Here is a 24,512-nt window from a genome sequence, read left to right as displayed (position 1 = left end):
GGCACCCGGCCTGCCTAATATTCGACCTCGAGCTCCTCGATCTCGGCCGGCTCATCCCTCGCCGCCGCGATCCATTCCTTCATCTCCGGCATGGCCATGATGGTATCGGCATAGGCCTGCAGCTGCGGCTCGAGCTTGACGTTATAGGTCACGAAGCGCGTCACCACCGGGGCGTACATCGCGTCAGCCATGGTGCGGGTCTCGCCGAACAGGAAGGGCCCGCCCGATTTGTCCAGGCAGTCGCGCCAGATCGCCCAGACGCGATCGATGTCGGCCTGCGCGCGCGACCAGATCTTGAAGCCGGGGAAGTGCCCCTTCAGGTTGACGGGCAGCGAGGCGCGCAAGGTGGTGAAGCCGGAATGGATTTCACCGCAGATCGAGCGGCAATGCGCGCGCTGGATGCGATCCGGGGGCAACAGCCCGGCATCCGGCATCGCCTCGTTGAGATATTCGGCGATCGCCAGCGTATCCCAGACGATCGCGCCGTCGTGCCGCAGGCACGGCACCAGGATCGACGACGACAACAGCAGGATTTCAGCGCGCGCCGACGCGTCGTCGGGCGCGGTGACGATCTCCTCGAAATCGAGCCCGGAAAATTTCGTGAGCAGCCAGCCACGCAGCGACCAGGACGAATAGTTCTTGCTGCTGATGGTCAGTGTCGCCTTCGCCATTTGGCCTTCCCTCACACCTAAGACTTGCACCCCGCCCGGACTCTGCGGGAGTGCGCACCGCCTGTGCTTCCCGCGAAAAGAGCAGCAAGCGACGTGCCAATCTTGAGAGCGGCCCATCCCGGGTTTGGCTTCGATATTGCATAACAGCAGGGGGACAGGTGGGCGTTTCAGTATGATGTCGATGTATTATCAGGCCTTTCAGAACCATATGGACCTGACGGCGCCGTGGCGGTCGGGGGCCTCCTCCGCGCTCAAATTCCTCAATCTGGTGCCGCAGGGCTTATCGGATCAGGTCGTCGGCCGGCTGTCGGCCGCGCTGGAGCTGATCTCCCGCTCCACCCTCACCTACCACCGCCCCGCCTACGGCATCGACAGCGTCATGGTCGGCAATCGCGAGGTCGCCGTGACCGAGGAGATCGCTTACGCGACCCCGTTCGGCTCGCTGTTGCGTTTCAAGAAGGAGGGCGTGGGCGAGCAGCCGCGCATGCTGCTGGTGGCGCCGATGTCCGGCCATTTCGCGACACTGCTGCGCGGCACCGTGAAGACGCTGCTGCAGGATCACGACGTCTACATCACCGATTGGCACAATCCGCGCGACATTCCCCGCAGCGAGGGCCGTTTCGGGCTCGACGACTACACCGAGCATCTCATCGACTTCCTCGGCCAATTGGGCCCGCGCCCGCATATGGTCGCGATCTGCCAGCCCTCGGTCTCCGCGCTCGCGGCCGCCGCGATCATGTGCGAGGGCAACCACCCTTCGCGGCCGGCGACGCTGACGCTGATGGCCGGGCCGATCGACACGCGCATCCTGCCGACCAGGGTGAACGAATTCGCCAAGAGCAGGCCGATCGACTGGTTCGAGCAGAACCTGATCAACTACGTGCCGATGCAGTGCCGCGGTGCCTTGCGGAAAGTCTATCCCGGCTTCGTGCAGCTCACCGCCTTCGTCTCGATGAATCTCGAGCGCCACATCAAGCAGCACATCGATCTCGCCGATCACATCGCCAAGGGCGAGAAGGAGAAGGCGGCCAGCATCAAGACCTTCTACGACGAATATTTCGCCGTGATGGACCTGCCCGCGGAATTCTATATCGAGACCGTGCGCGACGTGTTTCAGGAGCATCTTCTGCCCCAGGGCAAGCTGATGCATCGGGGTCGTCCGGTGGACACCAAGGCCGTCAGCCGCATGGGGCTGATGACGGTCGAGGGCGAGAAGGACGACATCTGCTCGATCGGCCAGACGCTGGCCGCGCAAGACCTTTGCACCGGCGTGCGCGCCTACCGCCGGGTCCATCACATGCAGGCCGGCGTCGGCCATTACGGCGTGTTCTCGGGCAAGCGTTGGAACAACGAGATCTACCCGCTGCTGCGGGATTTCGTGCACGTGAACTCCTGAAGCCGCGCCACATTTCTTCAGCAGGATCGGACAAGGCAGCGCGGCTTTGGGAAAGACGCCGGCGCGGCACCAAACCTAAAACACGGACATGCCGCTCCCGCCGGAGGCCAAGCCATGTCCGAATTGCCACCCCCTGCCGCCACCCCGGCCGCGATCGTCGACGCGCTCAAAACGGTCGCAGGCAATCCGCCAAAGGTGCGCGCGAGCTTCGCCAAGGGGCGATGCGTGCGCGGGACCTATGCCCCGTCCGACCGCGCGGCAGAGATCACGCGATCGCTGAGCTTCACAAAACCGTCGCGCGTGCTGGCGCGCTTCTCCGTTGGCGGCGGCAATCCCGGGGTGACCGACACCAACGACCTCGTGCTGCGCGGCTTCAGCTTCAGGCTTGGCGACGACGCGCATCGCTCGGACATCCTGTTGGAAAGCGCTCCGGTGCATTTTGCACGAACGCTCGACCAGATGCTCGCCTTCCTCGAGGCGCGCAATCCGGGCGCGGACGGCGAGCCTGACATCGAGAAGGTCCGGGTTTTTTCCGCGGCCAATCCTGAAACGCTAAACCAGGCGAAGTACATCGCGGCGCGCCGGCTGCCCGGCAGTTTTGCCGGCACGACCTATTGGGGCGTGCACGCCTTTCCCGCGACGAACGCGAAGGGCGAGACTCGCTTTATCAAGTTCAAGGTCGCGCCTGTCGGCGGCGACGTCACCTTGAGCGAGGACGAAGCGAGGGCGAAGTCGGCCGATTTCCTCCATGACGATCTCGCGCGGAGGATCGCAGCCGGCGATGTCCGCTTCAACGTGATGGCCTTGCTCGACTGTCCCGGCGATCCCACCATGGACGTGACCCTGCGATGGCCGGACGAGGACAACCGTGAACAGGTGCGGCTCGGGACCATCGTCATCACCAGCCTCGAGGCCGATGAGGCCTGCGACGGCTCCATCTTCAATCCGGTCAATCTTGCCGACGGCATCGGCCATCCGCCGGACGAGATCTTTGCGGCGCGCCGCACGGCCTACACGATCTCGCTGGCGAAGCGCCGGTAAATCTAAGCCTTGTCCCGTCCGCCATCCGTTTCGCGGCGCCACGCGCCCGGACTGACGCCGACGATGGACGAGAACACTCGCGTGAAATGGCTCTGATTGGCAAATCCGGCCGAGATGGCAATCTCGGACAACGGCAGGTCGCGGACCGACATCAGTTGCTTGGCCGCCTTGACGCGCTGCTGGAGCAGCCATTGATGCGGCGGCAGGCCGGTGGAGATCCGGAATGCGCGTGAGAAGTGGCTGACTGACAGGCCAAGCTCGGTCGCGATCAGCTGCAGCGCGATCTTGCCCGAGAGATCGGAATCGAGCCGGTCACACGCACGCTTCACCTGCCATGGCGCGAGACCGCCGCGGCTCGGTTCTGCGGCTGGCTTCAGCCCACCATAGGTCTGGGCGACATGGGCGGTGAGCGCGAGCATCATGTGGTCGACGAAAAGCTGGTTGGTCTCGTCGGGCCGACGCAGTCCGTGCTGCAACGAGGCGCCGACATGTCGAACGACCGCGTCGTCATGACCGACACCGGGCTCGTAGCTGAGCTCGCCAACCCGCGGCCCGCCCGGCTGCCTGGCAACACCGTTGAGCGCCGAGCGCGGCAAATAGAAGAAGAGCGAGTGAAACGGCTTGTCGATCACATAGCGCGGGTCGCGCTTGAGGTCGTACAGATAGGTCGCACCTGCGCGAACATCCGCCTTGTTGACACAGCGGCCCTCCTCCCAGCATTCGCAATCCGGATAGTCGCGGAGTTTCAGGCTGAGGAGATAGGCATCTTCCGCAGCCAGCGAGCCGGAAATATCCGGTGTCGGATCGTCGTTGCGGACTTCGGTGACCGCGAGCTCGGCACTGTGCAGCGAACGCGTGATCAGGACCGGTGCTTGCTTCGAGCGAAGGCCCTGCCCGAGCCTCTGCCCGTAGACGCCTGCTTGTGTCATTTTAGTAAATCCATCCGTAAAGGCACGTCTTCGCCGGCCTTCCCGAGATCCGCGCATTATCGGAGATCGCCGGCCGACGGTCCAGCTGCAGCGCATAACACGAAGCTGGCGCGGCCGGCCGTCGCACCGGGCCGCGCCGCGATGATTTCATTGTGATTTCAGCGTGATGTCATAGACCGGGCATCGCGAAGGACACCACTGTTGACCTGCCCGACAGATTGCTGCGCGATTCCATCGTGCATTTTGGAAATGAATTGCGGCCTTCGTCGCGTCAGGCGGACCATTCCTCGCCCCAGGCCTGGACGACATGGCCCGGCGATACCTCGCGATATTGCCGAACGGGCGGTTGGTAATCGGGCGCGCGCACCGGGCTTCTGATCTCGTCGTTCGCTACCTCGCGCCTGGTGCCGCGGCGCGCTGGATCGGGCACCGGCACGGCCGCCATCAGCTTCTTCGTATAAGGATGCTGCGGATTGCCGAACAGGGCCGCGCGCGGACCAGTCTCGACGATCTCGCCGAGATACATCACCGCGACGCGATGGCTCATCCGCTCGACCACCGCGATATCATGGGAAATGAAGAGATAGGCAAGCCCCATGCTGGCCTGAAGGTCCAGCATCAGATTGACGACCTGCGCCTTGACCGAAACGTCGAGCGCCGAGACCGCTTCGTCCGCGACGATCAGCTTCGGTCCGAGCGCGAGCGCGCGGGCAATACAGATGCGCTGGCGCTGGCCACCGGAGAATTCGTGCGGAAAGCGCGCGGCCATGTCGGCGGTGAGACCAACGCGAACGAGCAGGTCGGCGACCTTCTCCCGCGCCTGCGACGTCGTGGCGAGCCCGTTGGCGAGTAACGGGGCCGCAATCGCCGTTCCCACCGACATGCGCGGGTTGAGGCTCGCGAACGGATCCTGAAACACGATCTGCATCTGCTTGCGAAAATCACGCAAGGTGCGGGCACTCATGGCCAGCACATCCTGCCCGTCGACCAGAACGGTGCCGCTGTCCGGCTCCGTCAGCTTGAGAATGGAGCGGCCCGTCGTCGACTTGCCGCAGCCGGATTCGCCGACCAGCGCCAGCGTCTCCCCGGCGCGCAAGGTGAAGGAGACGTTCTCGACCGCATGGACGCGGCCCGAGACCTTGCCGAACAGGCCCGAGCGGATTGGAAAGCGCGTCGTGAGGTTGGAGACTTCGAGCAGCGGTCGCTCGGCAATCGAGACCGTATCGGGCGTCTCCGCCGGCTCGTCCGAGGTTCCCGTTAGCTTGTCGACGATCGGAAAACGCATCGGCCGCGTCCGCCCGTCCATCGAGCCGAGGCGTGGCACGGCGGCGAGCAGTGCCCTTGTGTAGGGATGCGAAGGGGCTGCGAAGATGCGCGAGGTATGGTCGGTCTCCACCGCCTGGCCGCCATACATCACCACGGTGCGGTCCGCGATCTCGGCCACCACGCCCATGTCGTGGGTGATGAAGAGGATCGACATCTCCTCTTCCTGCTGAAGCTCCTTCAGAAGCTCCAGGATCTGGGCCTGGATCGTGACGTCGAGCGCCGTGGTCGGCTCGTCCGCGATCAGCAGCCTCGGCTTGCAGGCCAGCGCCATCGCGATCATCACGCGCTGGCGCATGCCGCCGGAGAAACGATGCGGATGCTCGTGGAAGCGCGATTTCGCCGCAGGTATCCGCACGCGGTCGAGCAGGCGGATGGTCTCGACCTCCGCCGCCGCGCGCGACAGGCCGCGGTGTTGGATCAGTGCTTCCGCGATCTGGAAGCCGATGGTCAGCACCGGATTGAGGCTCGTCATCGGCTCCTGGAAGATCATGGCGATGTCGTTGCCACGAACATCCTTCATGCTCGCTTCGGGCAGCGTCAGCAGGTCGCGACCGGCAAGCCGGACGCTGCCTTCGACGCGGCCGTTCTCCTTCGGAATGAGCCGCATGATCGAGAGCGCGGTGACGCTCTTGCCCGAACCGGACTCGCCGACGATCGCCACGGTTTCCCCCGAGGCAATATCGAACGACACGTCGCGGACGACGGGACTCCATTGCCGTTCGCGCATGAAGGACGTCGTCAGGCCGGAAACCGACAGCACCGGCGACGGCGCGTGGTCCGCGAGTTGATCAGCTCCGCTTGCGCCCATGCTCATGCCGATGTCCTAATAGCCACGGTCACGATCGACACGCCCCGGCAGCTCCTCGCCGCGGCGGTGGCGCGCGATCACGTCGAGCACGAAATCGACCGCCGTATCCGGCGTCGTCATACTGGCATTGTGCGGCGTGACCAGGATGCGCGGATGGCTCCAGAAAGGGTGACCCGCAGGCAGCGGCTCCGGCTCGGCGACATCGAGGACAGCACCCGACAACGCGCCGCTGTCGAGCGCCGCGAGGAAGTCGGCTTCGACCAGATGCGGGCCACGCCCGACGTTCACGAGCGACGCGCCGCGCGGCAGGCGCGCGAACAGATCCGCATTCAGGATGCCGCGGGTCTCGTCGGTCAGAGGCAATAGGCAGACGAGAATATCGGTCTGCGCAAGGAAATCCGGCAACGTCTCCATGCCTGCGTAACAGGCGACGCCCTCGAGCTCGCGCGGCGAGCGATTCCAGCCGAGAAGTGGAAACTCGAAGGCTCTGAGCCGTTCGACCACGGCCTGGCCGAGTTGGCCGAGACCCATTACACCGACGCGACGACGTTTGGCCGGTGTGATCCGGATCTCGCGCCAGACCTGCGCCTTCTGCTGGGCAATGAAGTGCAGGAGATCGCGATGCAGCGCGAGCACAGCCATGGTGACGTATTCGACCATGGTCTCGGCGATGCCGGGCTCCAGCATGCGCACCAGCGGAATGTGCGGCGGAACTTTTGACGCGTCGAACTGGTCGACACCCGCACCGACCGAGAAGACGAGCTCGAGATTGGGGAAAGTCGTCGCGATGTCGTCCGGCGGCACCCACGCCACGAGATAGCGGACGTCAGCGGGATCGCCGATGTCGGGCCAGAGCCGGAATGGCACATCGGGCGCGCGCTCGGCGAAGAAGCCCGCCCACTCCGCGCCGCGAACCATGTTGGCCTTGTAGAGAACCGTCATGCCGCCAAACCCTCAGAACGGGCTGACCGGCGCGAGCCGGCGGCCGTCGATCAGGCGCTTGTGGCTGTAGGCCGCGGGATCGACCAGCGGCGTCGCGCCCGTCACGATGTCGGCGGCGAGCTTGCCGGCTGCAGGACCGATGCCAAAGCCGTGGCCGGAGAAGCCGGTGGCCAGGAAGAAGCCGGGCATGGCGTCGACCGGCGAGATGACCGGAATGGTATCCGGCGTGCAGTCGATCGTCCCGCCCCAGGCTTCCGCGATCTCGATGTCCTTCAATTCGGGGTTCGACTTGATCAGCGAAGCCAGCGCGGCATTGACCAGCGACATGTCAGGCGCGGGATCGCGCACGCGCTCGGTCTCGAACGGCGACGGCTTGTCCAAGCTCCAGCTCGTGCCGCGCATGAGCTGGTCGAAGAAGGATTTGCCGAACGACAGTTTCAACCCGTTCTTGCGATGACGATAGGTCGGCCAGAAGGTCCGCGCGTAGCGGAACAGATCGGGCGACAGTTCGACCGTGCCGCGATTGCGCAGCGCCAGCGTAAAGCCGCCGTCGAGGCGGCGGCGGATGCAATAGAAGTCGGTGCCGAGCGCGCCGGAGGTGATCTCCGGCCCCGGCGTGGTCCGGCACGCGGTGGCGTTGACGAGACCGATCGGCAGCTCGACGCCGTGGCGTCGGCAGAACAGCGACGACCACGCTCCGCCGGACAGCAGCACCGATTGCGTGCGAATGGTGCCCTTCTCGGTGACGACGGCGCTCACTCGTCCGCCTTGAGTCTCCAGCCCACGCGCGGCGCAGCCCTGAAGAATGGTGACGCCGTGTTTTCGCGCGGCGGTCGCAAGCGCAGGCACCGCCATCGAGGGCTCGGCGCGCCCGTCGCTCGGCGTGTGCAGGCCGCCGACCCATTTTTCGGCGTTGCCGGGCAGGCGCTCGGCGACCTCCGCTGGCGTCAGGACCGTGGAGTGCACCTGCATCTCGCGCGCCGTTGCGGCCCATCGCTCCCAGCTGGCGAGTTCGTCCTTGCTCTTGGTCAGGAACAGCACGCCGGTACGGCGGAAGCCGGCATCGACACCGGCATCGTTCTGCATGTCTTCCCACAGCCGCAGCGCCTCGCGGGCCAGCGGGATCTCCTCGCGCGCGCGGCCCTGCTGGCGGCACCAGCCCCAATTGCGGCTCGACTGCTCGCCGCCGACATGGCCCTTCTCGACCAAGGCAACGGAGAGGCCCTTCTTCGCGAGATGATAGGCCGCGGAGACGCCGATGACGCCGCCGCCGATGACGACGACGTCCACCTGCGCCGGCAGGTGCTCGTCGCTGTTTATACGGGTAAGCGGCGGGGACATGGGACACTCCAGAGATTCAGTTCGATCGAGACAGCTCGGCTCGTCGCTGGTTTGCAGATCATGGGATGTTCATTCGCGGATCGAGCGCGTCGCGCAGGCCGTCGCCAAGGAAGTTGAAGCTCGTCACCGCCAGGGTGATGGCGAGGCCGGGCGCAATCGCCAGCCAGGGCGCGCTGGTGAGATAGATCTGCGCATTGTTGAGCATGTTGCCGAGGCTCGCGGCCGGCGGCTGGATGCCGTAACCGAGATAGCTGAGATAGGATTCCAGCAGAATTGCCTTGGCGACGTTCAACGTCGCCGCCACCACGATCGGCGCAACCGCGTTGGGCACGAGCTCGCGGAACATGATCCGCAGGTTCGAAGAGCCGAACGCGAGTGCAGCAACCGCAAACTCGCGTTCCCGCAGCGAGCGCACCTGAGCCTCGACGACGCGGGCCACCCACATCCAGGCGGTTGCCGCGATCAGAACGGTGGTGGTGACGAAGCCGGGCTCGATGAGCGCCGCGAGCGCAAGCAGCAGGAAGATGGTCGGAAAACACAGCATGGCATCGACGAGCCGCATCAGCACCGCGCCGACCACGCCGCCATAGAAGCCGGCGAACGCCCCGACGACGATGCCCACCGCCATCGCCATCACCATCGCGATGAAGCCGATCGACAGCGAGACGCGCGCGCCCATCATCAGCCGCGCCAGCACGTCGCGGCCGAGCTCGTCAGTGCCGAGGACATGCGCGCCCGACAGCGGCGGTGCGAACCGCTTCATGATGTCGATATAGGTGTCGTCGAACGGCAGGAGGTACGGGCCGAATGCCGAACCGAGGATGAGAACCAGAATGATCAACGCGCCCGCGAGCGCAAGCCGATGCCGGCGGAAGCGCCGCCACGCCGCCTGGCCCGGCGCAACTTGATCGGTGGAGAGAGCGGCAGTCGTCATCCCTAGCCCACCCGGATGCGCGGATCGACGACGGCATAAAGGATGTCGGCGAGGAGGGAGCCGATCAGCACCATGATCGCCGAGAACATCAGGATGCCCATCACAACGGGATAGTCGCGATAGCCGATGGAATCGAGGAACAGCCGGCCCATGCCGGGCCAGGTGAACACGGTCTCAGCGACCAGTGCACCACCGAGCAGCGTCGGAAACTGAAGGCCGCCCACCGTGATCATCGGCAGCAGCGCGTTGCGCAAGGCGTGAACCGTAAGGATCCGCCATTCCGGCATGCCCTTGGCGCGCGCGGTGCGAATGTAGTCCTGGTTGATGACTTCGAGCATCGAGGAGCGCATGAAGCGGCCCCACATCGCGGTTTCGACCAGCGCCAGCACCAGCGCCGGCGCGATGAGATGATGGAGCAGATCGAGCGGCGAGCCGTCGCCGACGGTCTGCCGGTTGCCCGCCGGCAGCCAGCCGAGCTTCACCGAGAACACATAGATGGTGACGAGGCCGAACCAGAAGGTCGGGATCGACAATGCGATCATGGCGCCGACGGTCGCCAGCGAATCGAACAGCGAATAGCGGCGCAGCGCACCGAGCACGCCAATCCAGCAGCCGAGCAGGACCGCGATGATGGTCGCAGTCGCCATCAGTTCCAGCGTGGCGCCAAGATGCGAGGAGATCACCGCCAGCACCGGCTCGCCGTCGCGATACGAGCGGCCCCAATCGCCCCTCAGCATCCGGCCGAACCAGTCGAGATACTGGATCGGCAGCGAACGATCGAGGCCAAGCTGCCGGGTGACGCGATCGAGATCCTCCTGGGTCATCTGCGCGGACGCGGCGAATTGCGAGAGCGGGCCGCCCGGCGCCAGATGCAGGATGGCGAAGCCGATCGCGGACACGATCACCAGCAGCATGATCGCCTGCGCCAGGCGATTGGCGACGTAACGGGCCATCTCAGGCGATCTCGCGCACCTGAACCATCAGGCCCAATACCATTCGCGGATGTTCCAGCAGTTGATCGACATGTTGATGTTGGGGCGGAAACCCTGCAGCCCTTCCTTCACGCCTTCGGCGATGAAGCCCTGGAACAGCGGCAGGATCGCGAGGTCGTCGCGGATGAGCTTCTGCAGATTGCCATAGGTCGTCTTGCGCTGCGCCAGATCGAACTGCTTGGCACCTTCTGCGAGAAGCCGATCCGCCTCCGGGTTGCGATACTGATAGGTGTTGTAGCCGCGGCCACCCTTGGCAGGAATGGCGCCGGAGCCGAAGCGGGGCGTCACGTCGGGGTCGCTGCCGAGCATGAAATTCACCCCCACGATCACCGAGTTGAATTTCGATTGCTGCCAGAAGTCACCCCAGATCACGGCGGCCGGCATGTTGTTGACGCGCATCGCAGCACCGATCGCGCGCCAGTCCTGGATCAGCAACTGCTGGGTCTGCTCGCGCACCGCGTTGCCCGACGTCGTGGAATTGGCGAATTCGAGCTTGACGCCGCCCTTCTCGCGCACCCCGCCGGCGCCGCGGACCCAACCGGCCGCATCGAGCAGCGTGTTCGCCTTGGCCGGATCGTATTTGTGCTGCGGCAGTCCCTGCTGGAACGACCAGGCCTGCTGCGGCACGAAGCTTTCGGTCTGCGTCGGCAGGCCGTAGTTCAAGGCATCGATGATCGCCTGCTTGTTGATCGCGAGATACAGCGCCTCGCGCACGGTGCGGTCCGCCAACGCGCCGAACTCCAGATTGGGCGCAATGTGCTCCACCGACGACGTCGAGGAGACGAAGATCTTGCGCCCCTTCAGCGTCTTCGCCTCCTGGACGAAGTTCGGCAGAATGCCTTGCAGGCCGGTGTAGTCGACCTGTCCGGTGCGGAACTGGGTGTAGAGCACGGTCAGGTCCGGAATGTACTTGAACACCACGCGTTCGACGTACGGCCCCTTGCCGTGATAGCCGGTATGGGCATTCAACTGAATGTGGTCGCCCGGCACGCGCTCGCCCCAGCGGAACGGTCCGGTGCCGACGGGTGCATTGTGGAACGGCGAGGCGTTCGGATCGGTCACCTTCTCCAGGATGTGCTTGGGCACGATGAAGGTCAGCGATCCCAGGATCGACATATAGGGCGAATAGGGAGCTTCCATGCGCCAGTGAATCTCGTCGGGCGCGACGACCTTGATGTCCTTCACGAGGCTGTGGCCGACCCGGCTGCGCGCGCGGAAATCGGGATTGTTGATCAGCTCGAGCGAGAACTTCACGTCCTCGGCCGTGAACGGCGTGCCGTCGTGCCATTTCACGTCGCTGCGGAGCTTGATCTTCCAGGTCAGGCCGTCGGCCGAGAGGCCGCCGTTCTCGAGGGTCGGGACTTCGCGGGCGAGGTCGGGAACGAACTTGCCGTCGGGATCGATGAACCAGAGCGGCGAGAACACCTGCCACCAGATGCCCTGGTCGACTTCAATGCCCGGCATCAGGGGATGAAAGACCGTCGGCTCCTGCGACAGCGCCGCGATCACCTGGCCGCGCGGCTTGTCCGGCGGATTGGTCGGCCGTTCGGTCTGCGCGAATGCGCTGCCTGAAAGCGTCCATCCCGCCGCGGCGCCCGCGCCGAGCTGAAAGATCTGACGGCGATTCGGATTGCCGAGATGCAGTGCCCCAACGCCGAACTTCCCGGTGTCGTCCGCCATGACCACTCTCCGTTTTCGCACGCGGCACCGTCTCCCGCGCCCCGAGATCCCCGGCAAAGGGACAGGAGTGGGCTTTAGTGCTTCTAAATTTTTCTATCAAAAGTTCATCACGACTAAATACAGCTGTCAATCGTATTGCTAGGATGCGCGACCTTTTCACTCCGACTGAAGCTTCGGACCATCGTTGTCCGGGGCTGAGATGATGCACGGGAGAGCGACATGGATGGTCGCGGCGAGATCAACGATCCGAAGGATGCCCCGACGATCGAGGCCGACGATGCCGTCGATCAGCGCCTCGGCGAGACCGTGCGGCTGCTGCGGCAACGTGCGGGCCTGTCGATCCAGGACGTCGCCAACAAGACCGGCCTCTCCAACGGCATGATCAGCCAGCTCGAACGCGCGCGCGCCATGCCGTCGATACGCACGCTGCGCCTGCTCAGCATCGCGCTCGACGTTCCCATCTCCTATTTCTTCGAGACCACCGATCCCGCCGACGTGCAGCGCTATATCGTGCGTAAGAACAGCCGGCGCTTGCTGCGGCTCACCGCCAGCGGCGTCGTCAAGGAAGCGCTGACGCCGGCAGACAAAGGCCAGCTCGAACTCTACGAGCTCACACTCAATCCCGGCGCCTCGTCCGGCACCGACTTCCTGCAGCACACCGGCGAGAAGGCGGGCTATATCCTCTCGGGCAGCCTGCGGCTGTGGCTCGACAACCAGGCCCATCTGCTCGAGGCCGGCGATAGCTTTCGCTTTCCGAGCATCGTGCCGCATATGTTCGACAACCCGACCCAGCAGACGGCCCGCGTGATCTGGGTGACGACGCTGCGCCAGACCGATTCGCCGGCAGGTTGAAGCGCCGCCAACCCGGCACCACCGCAAATTGCCCCTCGACGCCGCCGCGCGGAATCTGTAGCTCACATCTGTCGCTGACGTGGAGCCGGACATTGACAGGGCGGACACGGGGGGCCGCGACTGACGCGTTGGTGTGAGACCATGAAACTCAGGGGGCTTCTGACACTCGCAATGACCGCGCAGGTCATCGTGACCGCGGCGGCTCTCCTCGTCTCCTATGCCGCAACCGGACCCGCATTCGGCATTGCCCAGATCGTCGCTCTGCTCGCAAGCGGCGCCATTGCGTTCCTGCTCGCTCGTCTGTGCACGCGCGCGATCGAAACCGCGCAGGAAAAACGTGCCGCCGCGCGACTGACCGAGCAGGCGCGGGCCAGCGCACAGCTGACGCAAGCCGTCATCAAGACCGCGCTCGACGCCTTCATTCAGACCGACCAGAGCGGCATCGTGCTGGAATGGAGCCTTCAGGCCGAGGCCCTGACCGGATGGACGCGCAAAGAGGCGCTCGGCACCGACGTCGTCAACCTCCTCATCGCCGAGCCGCTGCGCGACGGCTTCAGGCAACGCATGATGCGGCTGCTGCCGGAACTGTCGGATACGCCGATCGGCATCCGGTTCGAAGCGACCCTGCTGCACCGGGACGGCGACGAGATCCTGATCGAGGCGTCCAGCACGGCGCTCCACATCGGGGGGCGCACCCTCATCAACAATTTCGTCAAGGACGTCACCCAGAAACGCGCCGCCGCGGAGCAGCTGATCCAGGCCCAGAAGATGGAGGCGATCGGCCAGCTCACCGGCGGCATCGCGCACGAATTCAACAACATGCTCACCGTGATCACGGGCACGATCGAGATCCTCGCCGACGCCGTGAAGGACAATCCGCCGCTTGCGACCATCACCAAGCTGATCAGCGACGCCGCCGACCGCGGCGCCGCGCTGACGTCGAGCCTGTTGTCCTTTGCCCGCAAGCAGGCGCTCAAGCCGGCCGAGAGCGACGTCAACGAACTGCTCGAAGAGCTCGCAAAGCTGCTTCGGGCAACCTTCGACAAGAAGATCGAGATCGTGACCCGGCTCGACGGCAACATCTGGCTCGCCCTCGTCGATCGCGGCCAATTGAGCTCGGCGCTTCTCAACCTCGCGATCAACGCCCGCGACGCGATGCTGGACGGCGGCAGACTGACGTTGACGACGCGCAAGGTCGTGTTCGGCGTCCGCGAGGCCGTGGCGGTCGGGGCCGGCTATGCCGGCGACTATGTCGAGATCGAGATAGCCGACACCGGCACCGGCATTGCGCCGGCCATTCTGGAACGGATCTTCGATCCCTTTTTCTCGACCAAGGACGTCGGCAAGGGCACGGGGCTTGGGCTCAGCATGGTGTTCGGATTCATCAAGCAGTCCGGCGGCGGCATCAAGGTCGCTTCCGAAGAAGGACGCGGCACGATTTTCACGATCTACCTGCCGAAGGCGGAGGCGAGCACGCTTCGCCCCACCGGCTATGACGAGCGCAAGGTCGTGGGCGGGACGGAAACCATCCTCTGTGTCGAGGACGACCGCGACGTCCGCCAGTACGTCACGGTCCAGCTCGAAAGCCTCGGCTACAAGGTCATCCCGGCCGCCAATGCGGCCGAGGCGCTCGCCATCGCGGCCGAAGGCACGCCCTTCGACCTGCTCTTCACCGACATCGTGATGGCCGGCAGCTTGAATGGACGCGAGCTCGCCGACGAGATGGTGGCAGCGCGCCCCTCGCTGCGGGTGCTGTTCACGTCGGGCTATGCCTACGACGCCCCGCATGCGCAGGGACGCGCCACCAAGGGCGCGCCGCTTTTAACAAAGCCCTACCGCAAGGCCGAGCTCGCTCGCATGCTGCGCCGCTCTCTCGACACCGCCGTCGACGACGCGGGCGATCCGATCCCGACGCCCTATTCCGTGCAGGCCGATCTCGAAGGCTTTCTGCGCAGGCAGGCGGCTGAACGCGACAGCCGTTAGTGCGAGTCTTGCGCATGGACAGCGCATGGCTGCTGCGCAACACTCCGTCTCAGTTACAATCCCATTGGAGGCGAGCCATGACTGCACTCGAAAAGGGCATCACCGCGAACGGTACGGGCTATGGCGGCAAGACCTGGAACATCCTGGGCCAGGTCTACTTCCCCAAGGCCGTCACCGAGTCCACTTTCGCGTTCGAGACCAACAGCGATGCCGGCCAGTTCGTGCCGGTGCATATCCATCCGACCCAGGACGAATTCATCCTGGTGCAGGAAGGCACGCTCGACCTCAAGCTCGACGGCAAATGGGTCAAGGCCCACGCCGGCGACCTCGTGCGCCTGCCGCGTGGGATCCCGCACGGCTATTTCAACAAATCCGACAAACCGGCCCGTGCGTTGTTCTGGGTCTCGCCGATGCAGAAACTGGAGGCGCTGTTCAATCAGCTCCATGACCTGACCGACCCGGCCGAGGTCGTGCGCATCTCGGCGCTGCACGAGGTCGACTTCCTGCCGCCCGAGGCCAACGACTAGGCTACGATCCCCCGACCGACGAATCGTTGGGGGAACCGGCCATGCCTGCACGACGTCAACTCCTCGCAATCATCGCGGCGCTTGGGCTGCTCCTTACGACGTTGGTCCCGAGCCGGGCGCAAACGCTCACCGCCAGGCAATCGGAGGCGGTTGCGACCTACGAGCGTGCGCTCGGCGATTTCAAGGCGATTCTGGCCGAGCGGCGTCGCCAGATCGACGCCAGGCAGCCGCTGCCGAACCTGCCGGGCCAGGCGCTGTATCTGGCACGCGTCGCCGTGATCAGTGCTTACAAGGATCTCACCGACGTCATGCCCTCGCGGATCGGCAGGCCCAACAAGTTCGAGATACCTCCGGCCTATTTCGATGCCGACATCGAGCCGCTGGTCGACGAATACTCAAAGCTGTTCGAGATCATGGAGGCGCCGCCGGCCGGCGCGCAGAACTCGGCGACGCCGTTCAAGGACGTGGTCGATCTCGCGGTTGCGATCGCGCGCGCCAAGGGGCTTGCGCCTGACCACGCCGAAGCCGCGGGCCGGATCAGCCTCGGGCTGTTCTTCGCCGAGACCAACGGCAAGCAGAACGTCCGCAACGGGCGCTCGAACACCTATATGGGCAGCTTCCAGACCGGCCCGTCCGAGGACCGCAACGGCCGCAAGAAATGGGAGACCATCAAGGCCGAGATCGCGGCCGCCGATCCCGGGTTGAGCGCGCGCGACGACAAGGAGGAGGCGCGAGCCCGCGGCACCGATCATCGTTTCAATCACTGGACCAACGTGCGCGACGGCCTGATGAATGCGCATGCGGATGTTTTCCGGGAGATCCCCGGAATCGTGAAGACGCTGCCCGACCCGATCGACCAGATGAAGCTGTTCGAGCTGATCCAGATCGTTCCGACGCGGACGCGGTCGGCGCTCAAGTCCGGCGATCTCCTGAACTACAGGGTGTCCAGTCCGACGATCATGAAGCACCTGCGCAACAACAGCATCTTCGCATTCGGACAGGCCGACCGGGCGCGCAGCTCGGCAAGCTTCCGGGAAATCCTTGGCGCAATGTGGCTGTTCAAGCGGAAGTTCGAGAAGGCGATGGCGAAGTATGCGGAGATCAAGGGGCGCTGAGGTCGCGGTTTGCGGCGGGACATCAAACCCTCATGGTGAGGAGCCCGCCAAAGCGGGCGTCTCGAAGCATGCAGGCCGAGCACGTTCGGCAGCCTCCCAGCTGTTCATATCCTATTCGGTGCGGATCGGCGTGTCCTTCAGGCCATTGTTGTCATAGGCCTTGCGCAAGGTGCCGTTCGTCACCGCGTCGTTCATGAATTTGCTCACGAACGCCAATGCATGGCTATGGCCGAGCGGGACGGCGACGGCGGTGACGGTCTTCTTGAAGGTCTCGTCGAGCACGCGCGTGCCCGGGATCTTCTGCGCCATCTTGTTGAGCTGATCGCGCGACAGCGCGAAGGCATCGATCTCGCCGCTGCTGAGGAGCCCGAAGATCTCGTCATAGGTCTGATAGCCCGTGACCTTCGCATTCTTCAGATGCGCGACCGCGCCGCGCATCGTGGTCGTGGCGTTGACGGCCGCGACCTTGATGCCCACCTGGTCGAGCGTGGCAAAGTTACTGACGCTCGAACCGGCCTTCACGATGTAGGTGGCGTCCGCGACCTCGTAGATCGGGCCGAACATCATCCTGGTCTCGCGCTCGGGATCCTTCGGGAGCCAGGTGACGTCCCAAGCACCTTTTTCAAGAGTGCCTTTCGATGCCGCATCGGTGATCTGGCCGGAATTCTGGTGCACGACATATTCGACGGGGACGCCGAGCTGGGCGGCCATCTCCCTGCCGAGATCGACCGGCACGCCGGCATAACCGGCTTCGGTCTTGGTGGACCAGAACGCGCCGCCAGCCGGGCTGATTGCGATCGCGACCCGCAGCTTGCCGGTCGGTGCGATCTCATCCTTCAGACCATCGGCTAGCGCGGGCATGGCAACGGCCGCGGCGAGAACGAGGCCGGCAAGGACCGACTTAAGAACCGACTGGAGAGACGTAGGCATGTCATGATCTCCCGACCTTTTCTTCTTTTATTCTTCTCTTGTTCGTCCCGACTGCTTCGCGTGCTGCCGCAGGACCCTTGACATAATTCTGGTCGATCGTGCGCACGATGGAAAGCGGTTTGTGATGGCAAAACTGCCAAAGGCCACAGCGCAGTCTGCAGTGCAAGGCCGACGACTGCCATGGCTATGGTGTTCCACGTCCGGGCATTTGTTGGTAGCCTCCCGCCCCGACAGACAGTAACCGGGGGCCACCGAATGACCTGCGCGAATCCCGCATCTCCCGCACGACGCAACGCAGCGTGGAGACGTGTCGGGCGGGCACTGGCCGCCGCCATGGCCGTGGCCGCGCTCGCCGGCTGTGAGGACAAGAATACGTTCGTCGCCCCGCCGCCGCCCAAGGTGGACGTCGCCGCGCCGGTGCAGCGTCCGGTGACGCGGTATGTCGAGGCCACCGGCAACACCGCGCCGGTCAAGAATGTCGATCTCGTAGCGCGCGTGCAAGGATTCCTTCAATCGATCGATTACCAGGACGGCGCCTTCGTCAAGCAAGGCACCCAGCTGTTCACGATCGAGCCCGAGACCTACAAGCTCAAGCTCGATCAGGCGCAGGCGGCCGAGGCCGGCGCGCAGGCCTCGCTCCGGCAGGCGGAAGCCGACTACAAGCGGCAGAGCGATCTCGTGCAGCGGCAAGCGGTCTCGCAAGCGACTTTGGACAGCTCGACCTCGAACCGCGACAACGCACAGGCCAACCTCCAGCAGGCCCAGGCCAACACCCGCCTCGCCGAAGTCAACTACGGCTACACCAAGGTGAGCGCACCATTCGACGGCGTCGTCAGTGCGCATATGGCCTCGATCGGCGAACTCGTCGGGGTCTCCTCGCCCACTCAACTCGCCTCCATCGTCGCGATGGATCCGATCTATGTGAACTTCACCGTCAACGAGCAGGACGTGCTGCGCATCCGTGCCGAGGCCGCCCGCCGCGGGCTCACCGCCGCCGACATGAAGCAATTCCCGATTCAAGTCGGCCTGCAGACCGAGGCCGGCTATCCGCATGAGGGCAAGCTCGACTATGTCGCTCCGACTCTCACCCAGTCGACCGGCACGCTCGCGGTGCGCGGTCTCGTGCCCAACGACAAGCGGGTGCTGCTGCCCGGCTATTTCGTCCGCGTTCGCGTGCCCTTCACCCAGGAGAAGGACGCCCTGCTCGTGCCCGACACCGCGCTCGGCAGCGACCAGGGCGGCCGCTATCTGCTCGTCGTCAACGGCGACAATGTTGTCGAGCAGCGCAAGGTGCAGATCGGTCCCGTCGACAACGGCCTGCGCGTGATCGAAAGCGGCTTGAAGCCTGATGACCGCGTGGTGACCGCAGGGCTGCTGCGAGTAATCCCGGGCCAGAAGATTGACCCGCAGGTGACGAAGATCGAGCAGCCGCAGGCGTCTGCCAAGTAAGTAGGAGCGCCTGCCATGATCTCAAAGTTCTTCATCGAGCGGCCAGTCCTCTCGAACGTCATCGCGCTGCTGATGATCCTGATCGGCGGCGTCGCGCTGTTCAACCTCGCGATCGCGCAATATCCCGACGTGGTGCCGCCGACGGTGCAGGTCACCACACGCTACCCCGGCGCCAGCGCCAAGACCGTGATCGACACGGTTGCCTTGCCGATCGAACAACAGGTCAACGGCGTCGAGGACATGCTCTACATGCAGTCCTACAGCGGCTCCGACGGCACCTATACGTTGACCGTGACCTTCAAGATCGGCACCGACCTCAACTTCGCGCAGGTGCTGGTGCAAAACCGCGTCTCCAGCGCGCTGTCGCAACTGCCCCAGTCGGTGCAGAACCAGGGCGTCACCGTGCAGAAGCGGTCGACGTCCATCCTGCTGTTCGTGACGCTGACCTCGCCGGACAAGACGTTCGACAGCCTTTATTTGAGCAACTACGCCACCATCAACCTCCGCGACGAACTCTCGCGCCTGCCCGGCGTCGGCAACGTCACCGTGTTCGGCGCCGGTCAGTATTCGATGCGGGTGTGGCTCGATCCGAACAAGCTGCAGGTCCGTGGTCTGGTGCCGCAGGACGTCATCCAGGCGATCCAGCAGCAGAGCCAACAGGTCTCCGCCGGCCAGGTCGGCGCGCCGCCGACGCCGTCGGGACAGGCGTTTCAGTACACCCTCAACGTCAACGGCAGGCTAGACGACACCGCCGAGTTCGAGAACATCATCGTCAAATCGGGCACCGGCGGCGACGTCACGCGGGTGCGCGACGTCGGCTGGGTCGAATTGGGCGCGCAGACCTACAGCCAGATCTTCTCCCTGAACAAGCAGCCGGCCACCGGCATCGGCGTATTCCAGTCGCCCGGCGCCAATGCACTCCAGGTCGAGCAGGCCGTCGAGAAGAAGATGACGGAGCTTGCAAAGGCCTTCCCGCAGGGGATGAAGTACGACACGCCGTTCGACACCACCAAATTCGTGCAGGCCTCGGTGCACGAAGTCTACATGACGCTGATCGAGGCAGGCCTGCTGGTGCTGGTCGTGATCCTGGTGTTCTTGCAGGACTGGCGCGCGATGCTGGTGCCGGCGACGACCGTTCCCGTCACCATCATCGGCGCGTTCGCCGCGATGGCGGCGCTCGGTTTCACGATCAACATGTCGACGCTGTTCGCGATCGTGCTGGCGATCGGCATCGTCGTCGACGATGCCATCGTCGTGGTCGAGGGCGCGGCCCACAACATCGAGCAGGGTATGAACGGCCATGACGCCGCGATCAAGGCGATGGACCAGCTGTTCGCGCCGATCGTCGGCATCACGCTGGTGCTGATCTCGGTATTCCTGCCGGCATCGTTCCTCGCCGGGCTCACCGGCCGGATCTATTCGCAATTCGCGCTGGTGATCGCCGCGACCGCGCTTCTGTCCGCCATCAACGCGGCGACGCTGAAGCCGACGCAATGCGCGCTCTGGCTGCGGCCGACGGTGCCGCCGGAGCAGCGCAACTTCTTCTATCGCGGCTTCAACGCGGTTTATAACCGTGTCGAGCGCGGCTACACAAGGCTGATCAGCTTCCTGTGCAGGCATGCCACGATCTCGGTCGCATTCGCGCTGGTACTGATCGGGATCGGCGGCTACGGGCTGTCCCGGGTGCCGACCGGCTTCCTTCCGATCGAGGACCAGGGCTATCTCATCGCCGCCGTGCAGCTGCCCGACGGCGCCGCATTGGAGCGGACCCAGAAGGTGCTCGACAGAGCCAGCGAGCTGATCAAGGACACGCCGGGAGTCCAGCAGGTCATCACCATCGCCGGCATCTCCGCGCTCGACAACAGCGCCAGCCTTGCCAATGCAGGTGTCGCCTACATCATCCTGAAGGACTGGGACGCGCGCAAAGGACCGGGCGAGGATCTGCGTTCACTGGTCTACGGGCTGAACGACAAGCTCGCGGTGATCATGGAGGCACGTACGCTGGTGCTGCCGCCGCCGCCGATCCAGGGCATCGGCAACGCGGCCGGCTTCTCGATGCAGGTCGAGCTGCGCGATGGCAACAGCGATTTCGCCAAGCTCCAGGCAATCACCGGCGCGATGGTCAGCAATGGCCAGAGCCAGAGCGCGCTGCAGCGCGTCCAGTCCTCGTTCCGCTCCTCGGTGCCGCAGTTCAACGTCGAGATCGACCGCATCAAGACCCAGACGCTGCATGTCACGACCGACCAGGTGTTCGCGGCGCTCTCGACCTATCTCGGCTCGTCCTATGTCAACCAGTTCAACAAGTTCGGCCGCGTGTTCCAGGTCTACACCCAAGCCGATCCCGCCTTCCGCGTCACCGAGCGCGACATCGCCAACATGATGGTGCGCAACTCGAACGGCGACATGATCCCGATCGGCACGGTTGCCACCATCACGCCGGCCACCGGTCCCTCGCTGATCAGTCTCTACAATCTCTATCCGTCCTCGACCGTGATCGGCCTGCCGGCGCAGGGCTATTCCTCCGGCCAGTCGCTGAAGCTGATGGAGGAGATCGCGGACAAGACGCTGCCGCCGGGCACCGGCTTCGAATGGACCGCGATGTCCTATCAGGAGAAGGCCGTCTCCAACCAGATCTACTGGGTGTTCGGTCTCGCCATGCTGCTGGTCTATCTCGTGCTCGCCGGCCAATACGAGAGCTGGTACGCGCCGATCTCGGTGATCCTGGCGGTGCCGCTGTCGTTGCTCGGACCGATGCTGATCCTCAACGGCCTGAAGATCGACAACAACCTCTATTGCCAGATCGGTCTGATCCTGCTGATCGCGCTCTCGGCCAAGAACGCCATCCTCATCGTCGAGGTCGGACTCGAGCTGCACGGCCGCGACGGCAAGCCGGTGCTGGAATCCGCGATCGAAGCTGCGCGCGCCCGCTTCCGCCCGATCCTGATGACGTCGTTCGCCTTCATCCTCGGCGTGGTGCCGCTGGTGATCGCGACCGGCGCCGGCGCCAGCGCGCGCAAGTCGATCGGCATCACGGTGTTCTCGGGCATGCTGGCCTCGACCTGCCTCGCAGTGCTGTTCGTGCCGGCGTTCTTCGTGGTGGTGCAACGCTTCGAGAACTGGCGGGCGTCGAAGAAGACGCCGAAGGCGGTGGCGGTGGCCGAGGTGAAGTCCTAGGCTTTCTCCGTGGACGTCGGCCGCGCCTCGCCGCTCGAGACCAGGAGCACCGAGACCTTTGCCTGCCTGAGCACGGCGTCGGCGACGCCGCCGAAGGAGAGGTGATCGGCCTGGATGCGATCGACGCCCATCACCACAAGATCGACGTCGGTGGTCTCGATCTCGCGCAGGATCGCCGCTTCGGGCGCCCGGTTCGCGCGCAACGTGGTGGTGATGTCGACCTCGTAGCGGGCCGCGAGATCGCTGGCGTCCTTCAGGATGCCGGCCTCGTGGCTCAGACCCCGAGAGGCGCCGCGCTGCGCGCCCTTGTCGCGCGTCGTCGCGACATAGATCACCCGGAGCGAGCCTGATCCCGCCTGCGCCAGCGCGACCGCGACCTCGGCGCCGCGCTTGGAGACGCCGCTGCCGGAGACCGGAACGAGGATGTTGAGCGCCTCGGGCATCGGCTGCTTCAGGTGCTTGCCCTTGGCCGCCACGATAGCGAGCGGTCCTTCGAACTTCGCTGCGATGTCTTCGATCCGCCGATCGAAGCGATCCTTGGCGGCAGCAACCTTGTCGACGCCGATGACCAGGAGATCGAAGCCCTTGCGCGCTTCGTCGGCAATGGACTCGCCGAGCTCCGCACGCCTTGCCCGGGTGACGACATCGACGCTGCCGACATCGCCATCGCCATGGGCAGATACCGCCTCAGCGGCCTTCTTCACCACGGTTTCGGGGCTTTCCTCTTCGTCGCGGCCCTTCTCCTGTTCCTTGGCGCGCTTGCCTACGTGCAGCACCGTGATCGGCAGGCCGCGCATGCCGACGATCAGGCCGGCGATGTGGGCGGCGAAGGTGGCGTTGACGCTTTCGTCCACCGCGAGCAAGGGACGTTCGAGATTGGCGACGAATCCGCGCTTCTCGAACTCTTCCCGCTCCAGGCGCTCCCTCTCCTCCTCGTTCATCGGCAGCTTCGCCAGCGCCGCGCGCAGCATCGGCGGCATGGCCATCGTGGTCACGATCGCCATGGTCACGATCATCGTGAACAGGTTCTGGCTGAGCACGCCGATCGAAAGACCGATGGTGGCGATGATCACCTCGGTCGAGCCACGCGCATTCATGCCGCTCGCGAGGGCCAGCGACTCCCGTGTGTTCAGCCCGCCCACGGTTCCGCCGACGAAAGCGCCGCCGAACTTTCCGACGCTGGCGATCACGACCAGCAGCCCGGTCAGCATCAGCAGATGGGGATCGCGGAGCACCGTGAGGTCGGCGCTCAAGCCGGCCAGACCGAAGAACACGGGCATGAAGAAACTGGAGATCAACCCGCGCAGGCGCTCGTCGATCTGCCGGGTCAGGATCGGGGACTCGCCGACCAGGATGCCGGCGACAAAGGCGCCGAGCACGGTGTGAACCCCGATCAGATGGGTGATCAGCGCCATGGCACACATCATCAGCAGGATCACCGTGATGACCGGCGCGGTGCTGACGAGAGTGTCGTTGGCCCATCGAATCAGCTGGAACGCGAGGCGGCGGCCGATGGTGAAGCTGATGGCGAGGAAGGCCAGTGTGCCCAGCACGGCTTTCGCCACCGAGGCGATATCGAGCGTGCCGTGCGAGGCCAGGCTGAAGATGACGGCGATGATGATCCAGCCGATGGTGTCGTCGATGACGGCGGTGGCGACGATGATCTGGCCGACATTGCGGCGCATGAAATTCATCTCGCGCACGACCACCGCGACGATCTTCACCGAGGAGATCGACAGCGCCGTGCCCATGAACAGCGACGCAACCAGGCGGGCTTGCGGATTCGGCAAGAGTGAGTCGGGCAGGAACTCACCCAGCGCAAAGCCGCAGGCGAAGGGCACGAGGATGCCGGCAATCGAGATCGCGATCGCGGCCTTGCCGACTTTCCTGACCAGCTTGAGGTCGGTCTCCATGCCGGTCAGCAGCAGCAGCAGCAGGATGCCGAACTGCGCGATGCCGTCGATCATCGCCTTCTGCTCGGGCGTCCTGGGGAAGATCGCGTGCTGCGCGTCAGGCCAGACCCAACCGAACAGCGAGGGACCGAGCAGGATGCCGGCGAGCAATTCGCCGATCACCGAGGGCTGGCCGAGGCGCTGCATGATCTCGCCGAGACCACGGCCGACCGCGATCAACAGCACGATCTGGGCCACCAGCAGGAATTCCGAGGGACCGGCCGATTTGCCGCCCTCGGCACTGGCCGCAACGGTGGTGAGGACGAGAGCCGCGGCGACAAGGCCGACCGGTCGGAGCAGGCTCCACTGCATGCAGGAATTTTCCCCCTTCATCTGCCCCGGCGAGGTGCCGGGATGACGGGGATAGAACCCGCGGTGGGCGCTGCGGGTTCCTGTCGCTTGCAGCGGGTTCGGGAGGCAACATCAAAAAACGCGAAAAACAACCCCATGCACAGTAGGGATGAGGTTGA

At 64.8% G+C, this 24,512-nt stretch carries 18 protein-coding genes; 8 read left to right on the top strand and 10 right to left on the bottom strand.

Features of this window, described 5'->3' with window-relative positions; all coding sequences use genetic code 11:
* Positions 1 to 14 precede the first annotated feature (14 nt).
* A complete protein-coding gene (locus AC0L3U_RS02430; RefSeq protein WP_473360544.1) occupies positions 15 to 671 on the bottom strand; it encodes a glutathione S-transferase family protein in 657 nt (218 codons plus the stop codon).
* 172 nt (positions 672 to 843) lie between these two features.
* On the opposite strand from AC0L3U_RS02430, the gene AC0L3U_RS02425 reads away from it, so the two are divergent.
* On the top strand, positions 844 to 2,067 hold the full coding sequence (locus AC0L3U_RS02425) for a polyhydroxyalkanoate depolymerase (protein WP_027519727.1): 1,224 nt from the start codon (positions 844 to 846) through the stop codon (positions 2,065 to 2,067).
* 114 nt (positions 2,068 to 2,181) lie between these two features.
* Complete coding sequence (locus tag AC0L3U_RS02420; RefSeq protein ID WP_473360543.1) at positions 2,182 to 3,108, top strand: catalase family peroxidase; 927 nt, start codon at positions 2,182 to 2,184, stop codon at positions 3,106 to 3,108.
* A gap of 2 nt (positions 3,109 to 3,110) precedes the next feature.
* On the opposite strand, the gene AC0L3U_RS02415 is transcribed toward AC0L3U_RS02420, so the two are convergent.
* From AC0L3U_RS02415 to AC0L3U_RS02385, 7 genes are all read right to left on the bottom strand, one after another.
* Positions 3,111 to 4,037, bottom strand: a complete 927-nt coding sequence (locus AC0L3U_RS02415; protein ID WP_473360542.1) for a helix-turn-helix domain-containing protein — start codon at positions 4,035 to 4,037, stop codon at positions 3,111 to 3,113.
* A 271-nt stretch (positions 4,038 to 4,308) separates the two neighbouring features.
* Complete coding sequence (locus AC0L3U_RS02410; RefSeq protein WP_473360541.1) at positions 4,309 to 6,177, bottom strand: ABC transporter ATP-binding protein; 1,869 nt, start codon at positions 6,175 to 6,177, stop codon at positions 4,309 to 4,311.
* Positions 6,178 to 6,186: 9 nt separating this feature from the next.
* A complete protein-coding gene (locus tag AC0L3U_RS02405) occupies positions 6,187 to 7,113 on the bottom strand; it encodes a 2-hydroxyacid dehydrogenase (protein WP_473360540.1) in 927 nt (308 codons plus the stop codon).
* A 12-nt stretch (positions 7,114 to 7,125) separates the two neighbouring features.
* On the bottom strand, positions 7,126 to 8,454 hold the full coding sequence (locus tag AC0L3U_RS02400) for an NAD(P)/FAD-dependent oxidoreductase (protein WP_473360539.1): 1,329 nt from the start codon (positions 8,452 to 8,454) through the stop codon (positions 7,126 to 7,128).
* Positions 8,455 to 8,512: 58 nt separating this feature from the next.
* Positions 8,513 to 9,388 (bottom strand): ABC transporter permease, encoded by an 876-nt coding sequence (locus tag AC0L3U_RS02395; RefSeq protein WP_473360538.1) that lies wholly within the window; start codon positions 9,386 to 9,388, stop codon positions 8,513 to 8,515.
* 2 nt (positions 9,389 to 9,390) lie between these two features.
* Positions 9,391 to 10,341, bottom strand: a complete 951-nt coding sequence (locus AC0L3U_RS02390) for an ABC transporter permease (RefSeq protein WP_247430993.1) — start codon at positions 10,339 to 10,341, stop codon at positions 9,391 to 9,393.
* A gap of 27 nt (positions 10,342 to 10,368) precedes the next feature.
* Positions 10,369 to 12,060, bottom strand: coding sequence for a peptide ABC transporter substrate-binding protein (locus AC0L3U_RS02385; RefSeq protein WP_473360537.1), 1,692 nt, complete (start codon positions 12,058 to 12,060; stop codon positions 10,369 to 10,371).
* A gap of 219 nt (positions 12,061 to 12,279) precedes the next feature.
* Here AC0L3U_RS02385 and AC0L3U_RS02380 point away from each other — a divergent pair, with 219 nt between their 5' ends.
* The 4 genes from AC0L3U_RS02380 to AC0L3U_RS02365 all read left to right on the top strand — a co-directional run bounded on the left by AC0L3U_RS02380 (position 12,280) and on the right by AC0L3U_RS02365 (position 16,537).
* Entirely contained in the window at positions 12,280 to 12,912 is a 633-nt protein-coding gene (locus AC0L3U_RS02380; RefSeq protein ID WP_473360536.1) for a cupin domain-containing protein, read from the top strand.
* Between the two features lie 141 nt (positions 12,913 to 13,053).
* Positions 13,054 to 14,895: an ATP-binding protein gene (locus tag AC0L3U_RS02375; protein ID WP_473360535.1), complete on the top strand. Its 1,842-nt coding sequence runs from the start codon at positions 13,054 to 13,056 to the stop codon at positions 14,893 to 14,895.
* A gap of 77 nt (positions 14,896 to 14,972) precedes the next feature.
* Positions 14,973 to 15,422: a cupin domain-containing protein gene (locus AC0L3U_RS02370; RefSeq protein WP_473360534.1), complete on the top strand. Its 450-nt coding sequence runs from the start codon at positions 14,973 to 14,975 to the stop codon at positions 15,420 to 15,422.
* Positions 15,423 to 15,463: 41 nt separating this feature from the next.
* Positions 15,464 to 16,537, top strand: coding sequence for a hypothetical protein (locus AC0L3U_RS02365; protein ID WP_473360533.1), 1,074 nt, complete (start codon positions 15,464 to 15,466; stop codon positions 16,535 to 16,537).
* A 111-nt stretch (positions 16,538 to 16,648) separates the two neighbouring features.
* Here AC0L3U_RS02365 and AC0L3U_RS02360 read toward each other — a convergent pair whose 3' ends face one another.
* Positions 16,649 to 17,467, bottom strand: coding sequence for a transporter substrate-binding domain-containing protein (locus AC0L3U_RS02360; protein WP_473360532.1), 819 nt, complete (start codon positions 17,465 to 17,467; stop codon positions 16,649 to 16,651).
* A 255-nt stretch (positions 17,468 to 17,722) separates the two neighbouring features.
* On the opposite strand from AC0L3U_RS02360, the gene AC0L3U_RS02355 reads away from it, so the two are divergent.
* Both AC0L3U_RS02355 and AC0L3U_RS02350 read left to right on the top strand, forming a co-directional pair.
* Positions 17,723 to 18,916, top strand: a complete 1,194-nt coding sequence (locus tag AC0L3U_RS02355) for an efflux RND transporter periplasmic adaptor subunit (RefSeq protein ID WP_473360531.1) — start codon at positions 17,723 to 17,725, stop codon at positions 18,914 to 18,916.
* A 15-nt stretch (positions 18,917 to 18,931) separates the two neighbouring features.
* Positions 18,932 to 22,090 (top strand): efflux RND transporter permease subunit, encoded by a 3,159-nt coding sequence (locus AC0L3U_RS02350; RefSeq protein ID WP_473360530.1) that lies wholly within the window; start codon positions 18,932 to 18,934, stop codon positions 22,088 to 22,090.
* Here AC0L3U_RS02350 and AC0L3U_RS02345 read toward each other — a convergent pair.
* Complete coding sequence (locus AC0L3U_RS02345) at positions 22,087 to 24,354, bottom strand: cation:proton antiporter domain-containing protein (protein WP_473360529.1); 2,268 nt, start codon at positions 24,352 to 24,354, stop codon at positions 22,087 to 22,089. The two genes, AC0L3U_RS02350 and AC0L3U_RS02345, sit on opposite strands and share 4 nt — an antisense overlap.
* Between the last annotated feature and the right edge of the window lie 158 nt (positions 24,355 to 24,512).

Source organism: Bradyrhizobium sp. Kon69 (assembly GCF_055807515.1).
The sequence above is the reverse complement of the archived record's forward strand: the minus strand, read 5'-3'. Positions and strand labels throughout refer to the sequence as shown.